We start from the raw sequence: 16,516 nt of genomic DNA, 5'->3' as shown, positions 1-16,516 counted from the left end.
GATCGGCACCGGTGAGTTCGAAGGGATGTTCACTTTTTCGAGTTCCGGTCGTTGGGCGTGAGACCGCGATCCCGCTCTGTCCGATGAAGCACCTCTTGCGGAAACAACCGCAAAGTGCTTTCAGTGACAGACCCGGGTTGGCCCCAAGCTGATTTCGGTTGACGACCTGCCTCCAAGGTTTCCTAGGCCTCGAATGGAGGTGGGTCGGTTTCGAGGGCTTCAGGATCGAGCTGAATGACCTCGTCGTTTTTGGGCGCGCAGCGTCAGCTACGCATTTGCTTCATGCGTATTGCCTTTTGGATCGAATTCGGTCTGGGTGGCGCGTTCTTGCGCTGGGAAATTGTTGTTGCTGTTCGGGTCTAGCTCTCCGCGATAACTGTCTGTTTACTTTGCTGGTGCCGCGAAATTTCGTTGCTTCAGCGACAATAGCTATGGGCGATGTCGCTGAATTCGTCGATTCCGACACACAGCCGATAAGGCCGCCGAAGCGCGAATCCTTGGTGGATTGGAAGCTGTTGATAACTGGCTCGAACTTGACATCAGCGATTGACGGTTTGTGCGCCCGCTCCGTAGCGCAACGGGTGGTCGACCCCGCGACTGGCGCAAGTGCCTCGAGGATCTGCAGAAATTTGATTTGACGATCGTCATTCGCAACGTGCTAGGCGCGCCGGACCGTATCGTGTGACGAGATGCCCTGAGCCAGAAATTTTTTCCCTGGCTATCCACCATTTCCTTGTTGCGGCGCTCGATTCAGGGGGAGTGCCCGCGATTCCAGGGGACTTTGCGTAGCGCCGATGGCCCGTTGCCGGTTCGCCCCGGCGTTGCGGAACTACTAGTCACGGCAACGCGGGCGAGGAACAGGCTTAGAAAAATCGCTGCTCGGAGTGCCGCACTAGCGGTGCTGTGGCCCGGGCTCGTCTGCTTCTAGCTCTGCGAAGGAGGCTCGCGTTGTCGTAGCCCTTTTGCGCGCGCCCAACCGATACCAGCGGCTGAATGTCCGGGCGACGGTACTGCCCTCGCTGATCCAGAGTACCTTGCTTGTCCGGATTAACCGACTGCCCAAGCGCGGGTGATCGATTGCAAAGCCCCAGAGCACTGGGAACTGGCCAGATCCGGGAACTCTTGCCAGTTCCCAGTGCTCGATAACGACAGCCGCCGTCAGATCTCGGTCCGTCGGCAGCCAGCCGTCTCTAAGCCGCCGCAAGTCAGCGATCGCTGACGCTTCTTTCTCTTCCAGCGTTCGCGTGGACGGTCTCCTCGCGAAATGAATGGGGATTCGCGCAAATCGCAGGCGGCCGCGAGCTCGCGGGAGCGACGGCTGCGCTCGCGGGACCACATTGCTTCGTCGAAGCCGCAATTATTTCGCTCCGACCTCGACGATCAGCCGGGGGTCGAAGCTCTGGTTCTCTCGGATGCCACCGTGCATGACGTAGCCAGCCTGGTTAGTCAGAATGCGTGTCTTCCCGACGAAATAGTCGTGTGATCCATGATCGTGGCCGTGGATCCATAGATCCGGCTGATATCGCTCGATCACCTCCGTCAGATCAGATGCATATGCTGGGGCGAGGGGGTCGTTGCCATAGATTGATTGAACCGAATTCGGATGAGGTGCGTGATGGCTCACCACGACGGTCTGTCCACCGAACGGCTCAGCGAGAAGCCGCATCATCTCCGAGAGGTCGCGCTGGTGGAATTCGGCTGCGTTTTCAGGCTTGAAGAGTCGACACTGCTCGCCCTCGCCAATCTTTATCCGCCTGTGATCGTTCATCTCGCGAAGAGCCGCCCGCTGTGCACTGCGCGGATTGTGGTACAGTCGGTAGTCGGTCCAGAGCGTCGATCCGACAAAGCGCACGCCAGCTAACTCAACGCCGCCTGGCGAGAGCATATGGATTCCATACCGTTCGGCCCGGGCGCGACCATCGCTCAGCGCGCCATGGATCTCGGTGCCATAAAACTCGTGGTTGCCCGGCACGAACACGACCGGACGGCCGCGCAATGGCCCACGACGCTTGCGCTCGATCCATTCTATCGTCGCCGCCAATGGGCACCCTATGTCGCCCGCGAATACGGCGACATCGAACTCGGGCATATCGTCCGGAAAGCTGAAGCAAGTGAGCTCCAGATGCAGATCCGACATCACAAGCAGGCGCATATCGAGCTCCTTTGCTGGAAGGGAATGAAACCCTTCTTGGCTGTCAGAGGGAGAATTCGGTTAGCGATGGACGCCGCGCAGGGGCTCGTTGGCCGAGCGCTTGAGGCGCTCGAAAGCGGTGCGCCTTCGAATTACCATCGAGAGCGCGCGTATCGCACGCTCCGGCTCGACACCCAGGCTCGCCGCTAAGGCGTGGACCTCCTCGAGGAGGATTGCCTCTCCATTCTCGGAAAGGTTCGATGCCTCGCTTTCGCGGTCTCCTTGGAGACGCATCATGTTGTACTCGCGAGTTCCGGAGCCGGCGGCTCGCCAACAGCCGTCTGTCCTGCCGACCAGCTCTCGCCGATGATGGCTTCGATTTCGGCACGGGACAGATAGCCCCGCCGATCGAGAGCGGTCGCCAATGCCACAAGCGTCTCCCGCTGCGGCTCCAGGATTTTTGCGGCCCGCTCTTCTGCATCCTTGAGCTGCGCATTCACTGCGGTGTGGAGGTCTGGCGAACTGCCGAGGCCCGTCACCTCCGCCAGATACGCTCTGCCAAGCCGACCCATCCCACACTGCGTTTCGATCAGAATGGCGAACCCCGTCGCCCGCCCTAGATCGGAATTGAGATTCATCCCCGAACCAATGCTCACTTCGCCTAGGACGAGGCGCTCCGCTTCGCGACCGCCGAGAAGCACCGAGATCTCTCGCTGCAGGCGGTCAAACGTAGCGGATCCTGTAAGCTCACTCTGAAATTCGAAGCACCCGCCTCGCGTGTGTATCGAAATCCCCCAGACCGTGCCCGTATTCAGCGCGCGGGAGACCAATGCGTGCCCGCTCTCGTGAACAGCTATGCGCCAGCGGTCCTGAGGTGGCAGAACCGGCACGTTCTCAGCCACGGTCGCCATCAGGTCATCGAGGGTGACGTTTCGACCGGCGCGCCGGGCCGTTCCTTTGGCGCGGCGGACGAATGCCTCCACGTCGGCGCCTGTTGCTCCCCGTGCCGCCAACGCTACGGGAACGAGGTCCTCTTCGGGAAGAACCTCGCGGCCAATGTGAAAACGAAAGATCTCGGCGAGCACCGCAGTGCCTGGTTTCTGGATCTGAATTTCGCGATCGAGCCGTCCGGCCCTTCTTACCGCCGGGTCGATTCGATCTGGATGGTTGGTGGCGGCAACCACGACCACACCCTGCCGCTCCTCGATGCCAGCAAGCTGTTCGAGCACGAGATTGACGATTTGGCTCCAGTACTCGACGTGATCACCCCGAAGCTTCGAACGGTCCGATATGCCGTCCATTTCGTCGATGAAAAGAATGCTTGGCGCCTGACGGCGTGCTTGGCCGAAGGCATCGCGAATGGCCTGCAACGTCCCGGACAGGTACGTCGCTGCATTCCACTGAGCAACCGAGGTCGCGATCAGCGGAACGCGTGCCTGCTTGGCTAAGGCGCGAGCGAATTGCGTCTTTCCGGTGCCTGGCGCTCCTGAAAGTAGCAGGCCTTTGTGGTCAACATCGGCCCAGTCGAGCCGGCCGGCCTTGTAGTCTGCCAGATCTTCCGCCAGCTGAAGGCCCCATTCCCTTGCTTCGCCATAGCCGGGGAGCTCTTCGAGCGAAGGGCCGCTGATCAGATAATTTCCCTTCGTCCGGACGAGCTCCTCGAGGGCGTCGACACAGCTGTCTCCAGCTCGTCCCGACCTGAAGGCAAGCGGGAGATCGTCGATATCCATCAAGCGGACAAGATCAGGATCAACGTCGCGCGTCGCGGGCCGACCGGTCACGGCTTCAATGAGAAGGGCAATGGCACTTTGATCGAGGGATGGGAGAGATAGCCGATACTCCACGGTTCGCATCAGCGCCTGAGGCAAATGGCGAGCAGGATCCGGCGCGATGCCCACGATCGGGATGCGATGCTGAAGTGCTGTTACGACTTCTCGATTGCCCTTCTCAGGGCGGTCCTCTTTTGCAGTGCCATCCCGTGCTACGATCACAGCTCGCGTGCTGTAGCCGACAGTCATCCCCCCTGTCTCAAGGACACGGGCTTGAGCAGGCAACACGCAGTTCTGGACAACCTCCTTCGCCATCTCGACGAAGTGGGGGCTGTGCGTACCGATGGTTACGACAGGAGCTTCACGTCGCAGCCGGCGCGCCAGACCTGGCTCCGCTTCAATAGCCCGTGCAATCAGGATGGTCAGGGCAGCGAGATCGGCGCGCAGCGGAGTGACGCCTGCATCACCGACGTTACCATCGAGGTCTTTGATGAGGCGGTCGATTTCGTCGATCTTACCACGGAGCATCGGTTTAATCTTTGCCCCCGCCTCCCTCGCCATGATTTCGAGGTAGGCGCGCGCCAGCAGATCGGCGCAGGCAGCGCCGCGTTTCTTTGATGTGGATTTGGACTTGCCTCGGTGCATAGTGTCTCCCTTCCGGTGTCTGGTTGGCTTGCTTGGGCGCAGTTCGACAGATGGCTTTTGCAGGAGCACACAAGCGTCCGCGCTCGTTCTGCATGGTCGCATTGGGATCGGATTGCGCGGCTGCTGCGATACCGAACGTCTTTGCGCCGGTCAGGCATCTGCCGCTGCCGATCAGGTTCGGAGGAAAGATCGAAAAGGTCTTATCCAGCAGCGCGTTTTGGGCTCGCTTGTTCAGGGTGACTGGCGAGCCGCGCCCTTGTTGCGAGCAAGAGGCTATCGTTTTGAATGATTGCTGACGGCGCCTGCTCGCTCTGAAGGGGAGGCAGCCAAGCGAGTGCTTCTTTGCGCATTTTACGTGGATCAGGTTTGGTTCGCGATCCGCAATAGTAGCTCTGGAGCGCAGCCTAGTTCGTCAAATTCCTCGTCAATTACATCCGCTGTAGGCGAGTATGCTTGTAGAGACCTACGGTTGGATTCCCGCAGTATTGCTGGACCAGGAGCTTGCTTATGACTTCGGGCACGGATCCTGTTGCCGTTACCGCGTGAGGCGCGGAAGGGCCGACGGCGAGCGTGGCGAATGCTACAATGTGCCGGCATGCTGACCTCCACAGCTGTGTCAGAAGCGGTTGCCACTGCGCTAAATTTGCGCGCAGTGCGGAAGGCATTGAGTGGCAACGTTGGGCGGCGCTGATCCGCACTGGGTAGCCAAAAGGCAGCGGCGGAACGCACACCAATCTCAGGAACACGCAAATTATAGAGGCGCAGAATGTGCGCTTTCAACATTAAATTTTTATTGATCGGTTTTACTTGGCGTTATGGTTAACGTGCGGTCCTCTCCGGAACTGGAGGAGATGCCTAGGTAGAGGGTGAGGGGGCTCAGCGCCTTTCGGCCCAATGCAGAATCGCCGCGCGAACGACATCTAGCGGCCAGCCTGAAGTCCGCGCTGCCTCCAGAACTGCCTCGAGGATTGGGGCGAACGAGGACACTGCTTCTGGAAGCAAAACCGCGTTATTTGGCGAGCTTGTCGAGCCGGATGGAGGTGAAACCTTATAGGTGAGCGCAAATCTCAGCAGCTCTGCGATATAGTCGGGAGGGCCCTTAGCTGCCCAGTTCTGCACGGTTCGACGCGACACGCCGAAGGTGCGTGCAAATTCGACCTCCGTGAGCCCCAGTTTCGCGCGGGCAGCCCGAAATGCTGCTGAATCCATCCGGTCGCATTCTCGCATAAGCCGCCATGAGAGCGGTCGCGAGCCTGGAAAAACGACTCCGACAGCATTCGACGCGGCGCGACGCCATAGTGTCAGATATGAATTTGCTCGCCAAGAATCGTTGGATCAATCCTTTTTCACCGCACACCTAAACAAGCCGTGTCCACCGGAAGTGCGACACGACTTATCGGTTGAATTGGCAAGTTCGCTGGCCTCAAGGGGCCTTGGTCAGGGATCTCGCCAGTTCCCATATCCGACGGAGCGAGGCGCCGGTGTTGGCTTTACACCATCTCTGCATACTATTGGATGCCGCAACTCGAATACGGTGACCGTAAATCGATTCGTCAAACCGAGCGGCAGTGGCCGGCAGTCCAATTGAGCGGCCGCCGCGGATGGACGGATGCCGTCCTCACGAGCACGTCCAGTGCCGGACGAGGCGAATGGCGAGCTAATCGAACGGGCGTCACTGGCTGGCAGCGGACGTCGCGGGCGCCTGATATCGAGCAAAGCGATCGGTGACAGTTAGAACCACAAAACGGCCTTCCCTGGCATTCGGCTCAACTGCTTAAATTAGAGGATATTTGGATTGATACCTTTCTTGGGGAGCGAGCCAGTCTGAAAGAAACTGAAGGGGATCGTGCTCGCCCAGCATCGCTCTCGCCAACGCCAAGCGCGCTTGAATTTGGGCCCGGCGCTCGTCATCAACCCGCTCAAGGCGCTGTTCTGCCTCCTCAAAGAAGCGTTCGACTGCGGTCGCAGCCGCCCACTTCTCCATGATCTCCGCTAGCTGCTCCTTGCTGTCTGCCAGAGCACGCTCGACAGCTCTACGATCTTCTTGGCGGCGGTATCTCTCCTGTGCCTCGGCCCACTCCTTACGGCGCTGAGCGGCAGCCTTTTCCTCTGCAACGATCAGAGTTTGGAGTTCCGCCTCGGAGCTTTGCAACTGAGAGACTATCGAAGGGACTAGTGACTTAAGGTCAGCCGATTGTGTGTCCTGCCAACTCGCCGACCAGTCGATGTTCGCGAGTGGACTGTATGCGACGAAACGAAAGCGGCCACAGGGTAGGTCTTGCTCCGTCGTCCAGGAATGCGTGAGCTGCCAAGGCCGGGCAGAGCGAACCAGCTTGCTGTCTTCACGCACATATGAGCCGTCGAGATACCGCATTGTGACGCGCTCGGTCATTTCGGTCAGCGCCAGACCGACGGGGATCGAACCGACGTAGGTGACGGTTGGACGGCGCGGCGACCAGATGCTGCCAGTCTGATAGCGCCCATACTTGCGGTCTTTACGCGATACCTCCTGCTCATCGACGTGAATGCGTCGCATCTCCTGGTCAGAAGGCGCAAACATTACGCGATGCCCCTTCAGGTCGAGGGCGTTGTAAATCTCGTTCGCAACGTCGAGGGCGGCAGCGAGGCGGTCAGCCGACGCGACGATATCGGGCAGTAAATACTTGTACGGCCGGAGGAACTCGTTTTGCTCGTCGGTGCGCGACTTTCGGAAGGACTCCTCGACGCCGATCAGCATGGGATGGCGCGTCGGCCTTTGAGGGCGATCGGCCGCTTTCCGCTCCATACGGCGGTACACGCGCTTCGTTGGAGGCGCCGAGGGCCGCGTGCCTCTAACCCAGCGGACTTGGTCTCCGGGCAGTGCGGCGGGCAGGTCGGGACGGGGCGCTTCCTTCCCCACCGCCTTCTTCTGCCAGTACCCGGCAGGTGGCCGAGGTACGTTGAGTGCCTCGCAGATGCGCGCGAGGTGGTAGTGGTTCATACCGAGCTCGTCGGCCAGATGGTTGATCGGCGTGGCCCAGACGCGCTGGTACAGGTCTTCGCGTGAGATGCCAGAGAGGGCAGATGATGTGGTTTCCGTGTCCATTTCCTGCCCGCTGGCGAATTGAACCGAGCCTTACAATCTCGACGAAGCGAGGCGGCAAGTGAAGTCGGGATGATGCCAAGAGGGCATTTGCTAAGTGTTCGACGCCTGATTTTACAATGCCGCCGGGAGGCGGCCGGCCAAGATGACGAACAGTTTCTCCGGAGATTCGTTCTAAGTCGGAGCGAACAGTCTTGTACCAGCGGGCTCTCCTTCGCTTCCTCATCTTCGCGACACCGCCGCGAAACGTAGCTGGGTCAAAGACGGGAGGGTCAAGCAGTTCGGTCGATGCTCGAACCGATCTGTCCTCGAAGTTCCGGCGCGATAGCTAGCAGGAGGCTCTCCAATCGCCCGCTCGCCTCGGGGTCCCCGTCAGGCCTGGGACATAGCAACGTGCAGTCAGCCGCCCCAGGCAATCGCTCGAAATCCACCCAGGCAATCGCGGGCGCCGGGAATACGACAAACGCACCGAGAGGATGACACCGGATCACGCGATCATCCACCGCCCAGCCTATCGTCCTTCGGTATCTTTCGACGACATACGGCTTCGCATCAGCTTTATCAGGCTTCTTGCCGTGGTGCTTTGCGCTCGCCAAACTCGCGTCACCGACCAATAGCGACTTTCGTGCCGGGGTCGCAATTCTCAGCAGATAATCGGGTGAACATTTCCCTTCCATTCCAAGAAAGGGACGCTCGGCGTCAATTTCTTGATGGAGGGCCGCCCATTCCAACGCAGGGACATTTCGCTCGTGAGCGGCTGGGAGCTTATCGTAGTCAACGAGAACGGGCTCAGGCTCGAAATCCAACTCTACGACGATCTCGTCTTTCGACAACCGCCACGAGCACCCCCTTGAGATCTCTGCGGACTCGGTCGAGCAGAAACCAGAAAAGCCTAACCGACGCAGCTCCTTTACGAGCCACACGGCCCCCCAGAACTCCCAGAGATGATTCAGAAAGACGGGCGGATAATGTGATCTTGGAGACTCGATTTCGGAGAGCGCCTGCGAAGTCGGAGGAGAGAAAACTCGAAGGAGCAATCGAAGGCGGTGATCGCGTTGAAAGAGTGGGCTCGAATAGACGGGCATGCCAAGTTCGATGTCGATGACGAGCCTTGCAACGATGCTTCTCAACTCAGCTAGTCGGTGCTTGATCGCGGTCAACCGTGCGATGTCCGCTTGGATCTTTTCCTGCCGTTTCGGAGGACTGTTTCGGCCGCTCTGTGCCTCTAGTTCCTTCAGCTTATTTACCGTAGCGTCGACCGCCTCCCGAAGATGCTCCGACCGTCGCGTGGCCCAATGCGACACGAGGGCGTTCTCCGCCAGCGGAGCACCAAGTCTTGATCGAGGCCCCGGCTCGGTGAACGGATCACGTCGTATCGAAAGCGCGGCGCCAAACTCCTCCTCGACGACGCGAATGATTTCGGAAGGCATGTTGGCGCGAAGGTGTCCGACGTGTCGGCTCCATGATCGATCGGGCCGTTCGGCCAGCATGTCCCATGCCGCGGCAAAGCCGAGCTCATCCTCAATATCTTCCACCATCGCGACAACGTCGCGATAGGTTATGAGCGACGTCGGGATGACGTAGCAGCGCAGCACGCAGTCCTTTGGTAGGTTCAGCGGAAGGCTGGTCTCGCCGAGTCGACGCAGCCTCGCCAATTCCGGCTCAAGATTCCAGCGCTGCCATTGGGTCCCTTCCTCCGAGACCTCATCGCTGGTCTCCAATTTGATATCGCCCTTGGCATACGCCTTACGCCCGCGGGTGAGGATATCGAGGTAGGGGAAATCGTCTCGTACCAGGTACCAGACGCCCGGCTTCCAGGGATATTCCACGCCGACACCGTCTGCCCCCCAAACGCGCACGGACTGGATGATCGGCGCTTCTACTGCCACGGCGAAACGAACCCGAGACGAGCCTGGTGGCGCGCGAGTTTGAGTCGACGACGTGTCCTAGGCAGCTCTTCAACGCCGTCGACGACCTTTTCCAGTGCATCGAGCGCTGGCCCGAGCTGATCGAATGCTCCCGCAAGCTTGACGAGGATACGACTGGCGATGAGGCGATCGACCAAATCGTTGCGATCCAGAAGCTCTTTGCCCTGGAGGTCCAAACTGCTGTGCAGGCTTAGAGACGCCTTGATGTCAGATAGAACTCGGCGTGAAGGGAGCAGGTCATGCCGCAGCTCGTGATTGTGCACCGCCAGATGAAGCGCATCTAACACTGAGTTGATGCTGTCGTCGGAACCGGCAGCGTTGATCGTGACTTCGGGCAGGCCGGGAAGGGTCGGCAGGGACTGGAGCCCCGAGAGCTCCAATGGATCGTCAGAATTCCAAGCGACCTGCGAAAGCTCCAACAGAAAGCATCTGTCGATGACTTTCGGTGAGGGCGGGCGCGACGATTCGTCGATGTTCAACGTCCCGAAGACGCGGCACGAGGCGATGCGTTGGTCGTGGGATATGGCGCCAGTATCGCTTTCGAGCGCGTGGAAAAGCCGCGACAGATAATATTCGGGTCGGGTGAGATTGAATTCATCGAACATCACGAGGTGGGCAGTCTCGTATTCGTTGCAGATAACATCGAGCATGCCCTTATTGCCGAACAGCGCGCTGTCGTCTCCCCAGTGCGCTTGCACCGCGACCTCGTGAAAGCTCTTCCCGCGTTCCTTGCCTAACATGCTCGCAATCAGACGAACTAGCGTCGATTTCCCGCAACCAGGCGGACCAGCGAGAAGTACGATGGGACGCACCGCGAGGGCAAGCAATGCAACAACGACATCGTCGAATTGCAGCTTGGGCTCCTTCTCCCTGACGGCATCCCTTAAGGTCTCAAGCGCATGAGAGAATTCTGAGACTACGACACGCTCGCCCCAATTGGCTACGGCTCCAAACTTTAAAGTGGATGAAGGACGTTCGACGACCGGGGAGACCGCGGCTTCGAGAATTTTGCCGTAGGAGGATTTTCCTTCGCTGGCGCCGGCGTCTACGAGGGGGCGCGCCCCGACGCCTGTCCCGACCATCACGACGACGATGTCGTCCGCACCATTTCGTGGTGTCTCCCCGCCATCCTGATCGGCAGCGATTTCAGTTTCCGAACTTTTATTGGTCTCCTTATCCGTGGATATGCCAGCATCACTCGGATAACCCTCGCGGATGACCCGCTCCAGTTCTTCGGTGGAAATCCAACCACGATTGGCCGTCACGGCGACGATTTTGGACATTCCGAGGTCAAGTACGACATCTTCGGCCGCGTCGACCGCCAGCGCGTTGGCAGGCAGTTCCTCGTCGAATGGATCGAGCGCGGCTTCTTGCCGCTTTCGAAGAGTGCCGGCGTCGATCCAAAGATGGCCTATTCCCTCTACCTGGTCCGAATAGATCGTCGCTCGCTGCCGGGCCGGATCCCAATCGAGCTCCATCCTGCCTGGAGATTGTTTGACCCTCATGGTTTTGAACGTTCGACCCTGACGGGCCTGGACCCCCGCTGCGATTCCGGGAACAACCCGCATCTTGGGCAGCGCGCCTTTTGCCATGACGGGCAGGTCTTCGATTTGCCGTCGCCCTCCATCGTCGACAAATCGATCACTTGGATCAAGCAGCGTAACGTGGTGCTCGCGCTCCGCGGGCTGCTTAATACCTAGCATGAGAGGGTAAGGAAGCGTGCTCTCAAGTGGAGCTGTGAACACGTCCCTGTCAGCGCCATTTGGTTCGTGAAGTCGCGGCGGATCGTAGTTGCGCAGGATATGGGAGAGACCTCCGGCGGCGGCGGCAATCGCAAACGAGCTCCCGACGCGTAGCACCTCGGGCCGATGGCCGTCCGGGAAGAACCTCGAAAGCAGTGCCGATTCAAACCCTGGCAACAGACTGGTACCACCTGCCAACAGAATCGTGTCGATCAGGCGGTGGGCGTCGCTGGGCGAACTTACACCGAGTTCGCTGAGGCGGCCCTCGCTTTTCCGCTTCGCGTCCACCGATGACGTTTGGTTTTCGTATAAGCGCTCGCAAAGCCTCGCGAACAGAGGTTGTAGCTCGGTTGCGAGTTCCGCCGAGACTGACGAGAGCGTACTTCGTTCGATCGTCAGCGGCGGGTTATTCGGCGAGGTCTCGGGCTCGACTCCGGTGACGCCCAGGCTTGCCCGCACTTTCGCTTTCTCGATTTCGCGAAGAGCCGCGTCCGATACGCCGACGCCCAAGATTTCGGCCAAGCGCATATCCACCCAACGGCCTGCATGTCCTGCGCTGTCGCCTCGGAGAGCGCGAAGCCGAAGGTCACGTTGGGTGCCCTTAGTGTCGATGCCCACAATCGTGCGGTCACGCCTACTCAAGATCAGTGTCATATTAGCGGTAGAGGCGCCGACGTCGACGACGAGAATTACATTATTTTTGCCAACCTCAAGCTCCAAATTCTGCTTGAGAAGTCTGAAATACTCAGCGACCATTTCTGGTTCGGGAACGACCGTGACGCCGGGAATAGCGGCTTCGACTGCATCCTTATACCGCGTCCGGACGTCTTCGTCTGCAATCGATGGCATAAGTGCATACTTGCGTCGATGCTGGTATTGAAGCGGAATTTTCTCAACAATCTTACGAAGATACTCTCGAAATACTTCATCTCTATCGAGATCTCGGAACGGGGTGCGCGGGTTCGTTCGGTCGAGGATAATCTGCCGCTTGGATTGCCCGTGCAGCATCCAGTCTTTCATATCGTCGACCTCGTAGACCCAGGCCGCATTAGCTGGCGGCTCCAATTGCAGTGTCCACTGCTTGCGATCGTCAATCGCCGGGTCTGCTACAATATAGCAACGAGAAGAATGGAATGGTTGGTTATTTTCGCGCAACAAAAAGCGAAAAGCTGGTTCAGACATAGCCATTTTACTTTCATATTCGGCCGGCTACTGCGCAGCAGAGCATATCTGATAGTGAGGTGCCGCCGCCAGTGCCGTCTGCACAATGCAAAAATAGACCTTTAAACTCGCCGCCTGCAAATGAACCCATCGCGGCAATGAGCCACGAGATATCGTTTTGCCTGCACCCACAAGGGGCGCGCTATTAGCTCTTCGTGTTAAGGTAGCGCCAAGCGCAAGCGCGCGTGCCGATGCACAAAGCCCGGCCTAATGCGGGCAACAGGCCCTTCGATCTCGGTCAACCGAGTGACCCGGCCGCTCGGAGCCTGCAACGGTCTTCCCGACAGGGGCGACGTCGCTCCTCCGTTTGATGACCTAGTGCGCATGTTAATTGGTGACGGCGATGCCGAAGGTCACGTTGTCTGCCTGGGCTCCAGCTTCATTGGCTTAGATCTGGCACTCGGCGAGCGTTGCGTCAGGGCGCTATTAGGCCCGCCGTCACAACCGCGCACGGGTACTCGCTGCAGCCGAAGGAATGCGGGCGCAGGGTAATCGGATAATGGCGGGACGTCGTCATGACTTCCACATGGGATATCGGAGCCACGCGGAAAAATGCAGTTGGACAAGTCGAGTCAGCAGCGTCGAGCGGCAGTCCTTTCCGGTTTGAGGCGACAGCTTCGCCGATCGAAAAATTCCCATTCAGCCGTTGCGAAACGTCGATTCGCATGAGACGGTGCGCCGTAGCGTGTTAGCTATCTAGCTATCTAGTAGGCCATGACATCGACATCGAAAACCTCGCCAGGGGCATCCCGGAACAGGGCTGATGGTCGAAAGCAGCTCCTTGTTTACCTCGAACCCGAGGTAATCAAGGAATTGAAGAAGACCGCTGTCGATATGGAGACGACTGCCTCGGCCCTCACCGAGCAAGCACTTCAGGCATGGCTGAGGAAGGCGAAGACGGCGAAACCCGGCCAGAAGAGCTGACTGACCGATTGGGCCCTCCGACCATGACCCTGCCGACCATCTTCGATCTGTGTGTGCCTCGGGACGACGTCTTGAAGGGAACCCTGCTCGACAACGATTTCGCAGCGAAGCTCTCCCATGTCCTGTCCAAGCGCGCCTCGCCCGACTACGGCGACCCGAGCCGGTTCTTCGCCAACACCTTCCCTACCGAGGGGCTCAAGGAACTCCTTTCGAACATCTGCGGACGACTCTCCGGGCGCGGTGGCGCGGTGTCGGCGGTCTTCCGGCTTGATACCTCTTTCGGCGGCGGCAAGACCCACGGACTGATCGCACTGGTCCACGCGGCACGGAGCGCAGCCGAGGTCGCCAACATCGCGGAATTCGTCTCGCCGGAGCTTCTGCCGACCGGCCATATCAGGATCGCCGCATTCGATGGCGAGGATGCGGACCCAGCGAACGGTCGACCCATGGGCGATGGCATCCGCGCCCATACGCCGTGGGGCGAGATCGCCTATCAGCTTGCCGGCAAGGCAGGCTACGAGATCGTCCGTCGTTCGGACGAAGAGCGGATCGCGCCAGGCGCCGACACCATCGCCGAGTTGTTCGGAACGGACCCGGTCCTCATCGTCCTCGACGAGATGTCGGACTATCTCCGGCGCGTCCAGCACATGGAAGGTCGTGACCAGCTCACTGCCTTCCTCAAGGCCCTCTTTACCGCGGCCGAGGGCAGCCCTAGGGCGGCGGTCGTCTACACCCTTGCCCTGCGCAACGACGGCAAGGGCATCGACGCTTTCGCCGAAGAGAACGAGTTCATCGCGAAGTCGATGGAAGAGCTGGAGAGCGTCTCCGGTCGCAAAGCGGCCAACCTGAACCCGACCAAGGACGACGAGACGGCCAGCGTCATACGCCGTCGCCTGTTCGCATCGATCGACGACGAGAGGGCCGAGGAGGTCATCCAGGCCTATCATGCGTTGTGGGTTCGAGCCGGCGACAAGCTACCCGAATTCGCCAAGCGGTCATCGACTGTGGATGATTTCCGGCGCGCCTATCCCTTCCATCCCGACGTATTGAATACGCTGACCGACAAGACCGCGACGCTCACGAATTTCCAGCGCGTTCGCGGCATGCTCCGCATCCTGGCCAGGACCGTCGGCGATGTATGGGCCCACCGGCCCAAAGATGCTTCGGCGATCCATCTCCACCATATTGATCTTGGGGTGGAGCTGACCCGGCGCGAGTTCACGACACGCCTCCAGCAGGGCGCGTTCATTCCCGCCATCAACAACGACATCGCCGGATCAGGCGGCAAGAATGCACTGGCCCAGGATCTCGACGACAAAAACTTCAAAGGGTTGCTGCCCTACGCCTCCTATGTCGCCAGGACCGCCTTCCTGCACACTCTGGCCTTCAACAACGACTTGAAGGGCGCCCACCCAGACCATCTGCGGTTCTCGATCATGGGCCCGGAGGCGGAAGCCGATTTCGTCGATGACGCCCGCACGAAGTTCCGGCAGGATTCGGCCTATCTCGACGACAGGCCCGGCGCGCCGATGCGCTTCACCGCCGAGGCGAACCTGACTCAGATCATCGCTCGCGAGGAGCGCAACGTCGAAGCGGGCGAGGCTCGCCCCGAGCTCGACGACCGCATCCGGCAGATCTTTGGCGGATCGACCTTCGACCTCGTCATGAACCCAGGGATGCCGGGCGACATTCCGGATGACCTGGCGGACGGCAAGCCGCGACTTGCGGTGATGTCCTATGATGTCTTCGGGGTGGGCGCCAACATCGCCGCTGTTCCGGACCTCATCGTTAAGCTCTACGAACGCAAGGGATCGGAAGGGTCGGGCCTCAGGGCACTCAGGAACAATCTGGTCTTCCTGTTGCCGGACGAGTCCCAGATCGTCGACATGAAGCGTGCCGTCGCGCGCCTCATCGCTCTTCGGACGCTCAAGGCGCCCGACCGCTTAAAGGACCTTTCGGAGCATCAGCGGCAGAAGGTCATCGAACTCCAGTCCCGGTCCGAGCACTCGGTTGCGGTGACAATCCAGCAGTGCTTTCGCCACATCCTCTACCCGTCCCGGAACGGCATCGGTGACGGCACCGTCACGTTGGCCCATGCGGTCATCGACATCCAGAATGCGTCGGAGAAGCCCGGCGCAGGCCAGCTCCAGGTCTCCAGGCAGCTGCGGTTGCAGAACAAGCTGCGCGACGCCACGGACGAGCCGGACTCCCCCTCCTACATCCGCGACCGCACCCCGCTGAAGAAGGGCCAAATAACGGCTCAGGCCCTCCGTGATGAATTCCGGCGCGACCCGGCGCTGCCGATCCTCCTGTCCGACGACGTGTTCGTGAAAGCCGTCCGCAAGGGCGTGGAGGAAGGGACCTACATCTACCAGCGCGAAGGTCTCCTGGCCGGCCCGGGCGATCCTATCCCCAGCATCGTGATCGACGAGCAGTCCGTCATCAGCACGATGGACTTCGCCAAGGCCAAGGGTCTCTGGCCCAGGCACGCCAGCGCGGCCAAGAAGCAGGAACCCGACGAGGTCGTGCACGGTCCAGGCCCCGGCGGATTCGGTGGGCCGGGCGGTGGTGGCGTGCCGGACCCGGAGGGCGAAGATGTCGATGAGGATGATGACGACGAGATCGGCGAGAACGTCAAGCGCTTCGTCTTCGAAGGCATCCTGAAGGAAGCCCTGCGTCGCGTGTTCGAGGCAGCTAAGGCCGCCAAGATCGACAGGATCGACAAGGTCGTCGTCCGCGTGTTCGAGCACGGTGACGCCTTCAAGCTGATCCCGGTTGCCGGCAGCATCGCCGGCGCGAAGAAGACGATCTCGTTGAGCGGCGAGTTCGAGACGACCGATGGCTCGACCATGGAATTCGAGTTCAAGGGTTCGTCGGCCGAGGCTTCGTCCGTTCGCGAGTATTTCGAGCGTCAGTTCAAGGCGGCTTCCGAGGCGACCCTGAACGCAAGCCTGGGCTTCGACTTCGAGCCCGCCCTGTCGCTCGATGGCGACGCCACCGAGAAGTTCATCGAGAAGCTGACCAGGTTCGCCAGCGCGACGGCCTATGTCGAAGCCATCGCGGAGGTGAAGTGA

9 protein-coding genes are annotated in these 16,516 nt (G+C 59.9%); 3 read left to right on the top strand and 6 right to left on the bottom strand.

Annotated elements, in window-relative coordinates; translation table 11 throughout:
- Positions 1 to 234 precede the first annotated feature (234 nt).
- Positions 235 to 363, top strand: coding sequence for a hypothetical protein (locus tag VGN82_RS12295; RefSeq protein ID WP_327527295.1), 129 nt, complete (start codon positions 235 to 237; stop codon positions 361 to 363).
- 529 nt (positions 364 to 892) lie between these two features.
- Here the strand turns inward: VGN82_RS12295 and VGN82_RS12290 are convergent.
- The 6 genes from VGN82_RS12290 to VGN82_RS12265 all read right to left on the bottom strand — a co-directional run bounded on the left by VGN82_RS12290 (position 893) and on the right by VGN82_RS12265 (position 12,485).
- A complete protein-coding gene (locus VGN82_RS12290) occupies positions 893 to 1,336 on the bottom strand; it encodes a DUF6634 family protein (protein WP_327527360.1) in 444 nt (147 codons plus the stop codon).
- Positions 1,337 to 1,357: 21 nt separating this feature from the next.
- A complete protein-coding gene (locus tag VGN82_RS12285; protein ID WP_327527294.1) occupies positions 1,358 to 2,152 on the bottom strand; it encodes a metallophosphoesterase in 795 nt (264 codons plus the stop codon).
- Between the two features lie 272 nt (positions 2,153 to 2,424).
- Entirely contained in the window at positions 2,425 to 4,545 is a 2,121-nt protein-coding gene (locus VGN82_RS12280) for an AAA family ATPase (RefSeq protein WP_327527293.1), read from the bottom strand.
- Between the two features lie 1,774 nt (positions 4,546 to 6,319).
- A complete protein-coding gene (locus tag VGN82_RS12275; RefSeq protein WP_327527292.1) occupies positions 6,320 to 7,630 on the bottom strand; it encodes a hypothetical protein in 1,311 nt (436 codons plus the stop codon).
- Between the two features lie 269 nt (positions 7,631 to 7,899).
- Positions 7,900 to 9,516: a hypothetical protein gene (locus tag VGN82_RS12270; RefSeq protein ID WP_327527291.1), complete on the bottom strand. Its 1,617-nt coding sequence runs from the start codon at positions 9,514 to 9,516 to the stop codon at positions 7,900 to 7,902.
- On the bottom strand, positions 9,507 to 12,485 hold the full coding sequence (locus tag VGN82_RS12265) for an AAA family ATPase (protein WP_327527290.1): 2,979 nt from the start codon (positions 12,483 to 12,485) through the stop codon (positions 9,507 to 9,509). Before VGN82_RS12265 ends, VGN82_RS12270 begins: the two co-directional genes overlap by 10 nt.
- Positions 12,486 to 13,232: 747 nt before the next feature.
- Between VGN82_RS12265 and VGN82_RS12260 the strand changes: the two genes are divergently transcribed.
- Both VGN82_RS12260 and VGN82_RS12255 read left to right on the top strand, forming a co-directional pair.
- The gene (locus tag VGN82_RS12260) at positions 13,233 to 13,442 is read left to right on the top strand and encodes a ribbon-helix-helix domain-containing protein (protein WP_327527289.1); all 210 of its coding nucleotides are present in this window, start codon (positions 13,233 to 13,235) and stop codon (positions 13,440 to 13,442) included.
- Positions 13,443 to 13,513: 71 nt separating this feature from the next.
- Positions 13,514 to 16,516 carry an ATP-binding protein gene (locus VGN82_RS12255; RefSeq protein WP_327527288.1) on the top strand — a complete coding sequence of 1,001 codons (3,003 nt, stop codon included), beginning with the start codon at positions 13,514 to 13,516 and terminating at the stop codon, positions 16,514 to 16,516.

Source organism: Allobosea sp. (assembly GCF_035999205.1).
GTDB lineage: Bacteria > Pseudomonadota > Alphaproteobacteria > Rhizobiales > Beijerinckiaceae > Allobosea.
This window is presented reverse-complemented; position numbering and strand designations above follow the sequence as displayed.

Coding starts and splice junctions, on each gene's coding strand:
- VGN82_RS12295 (WP_327527295.1), top strand. CDS start 235: ATGACCTCGTCGTTTTTGGGCGCGCAGCGTCAGCTACGCATTTGCTTC.
- VGN82_RS12285 (WP_327527294.1), bottom strand. CDS start 2,152: ATGCGCCTGCTTGTGATGTCGGATCTGCATCTGGAGCTCACTTGCTTC.
- VGN82_RS12280 (WP_327527293.1), bottom strand. CDS start 4,545: ATGCACCGAGGCAAGTCCAAATCCACATCAAAGAAACGCGGCGCTGCC.
- VGN82_RS12275 (WP_327527292.1), bottom strand. CDS start 7,630: ATGGACACGGAAACCACATCATCTGCCCTCTCTGGCATCTCACGCGAA.
- VGN82_RS12265 (WP_327527290.1), bottom strand. CDS start 12,485: ATGGCTATGTCTGAACCAGCTTTTCGCTTTTTGTTGCGCGAAAATAAC.
- VGN82_RS12260 (WP_327527289.1), top strand. CDS start 13,233: ATGACATCGACATCGAAAACCTCGCCAGGGGCATCCCGGAACAGGGCT.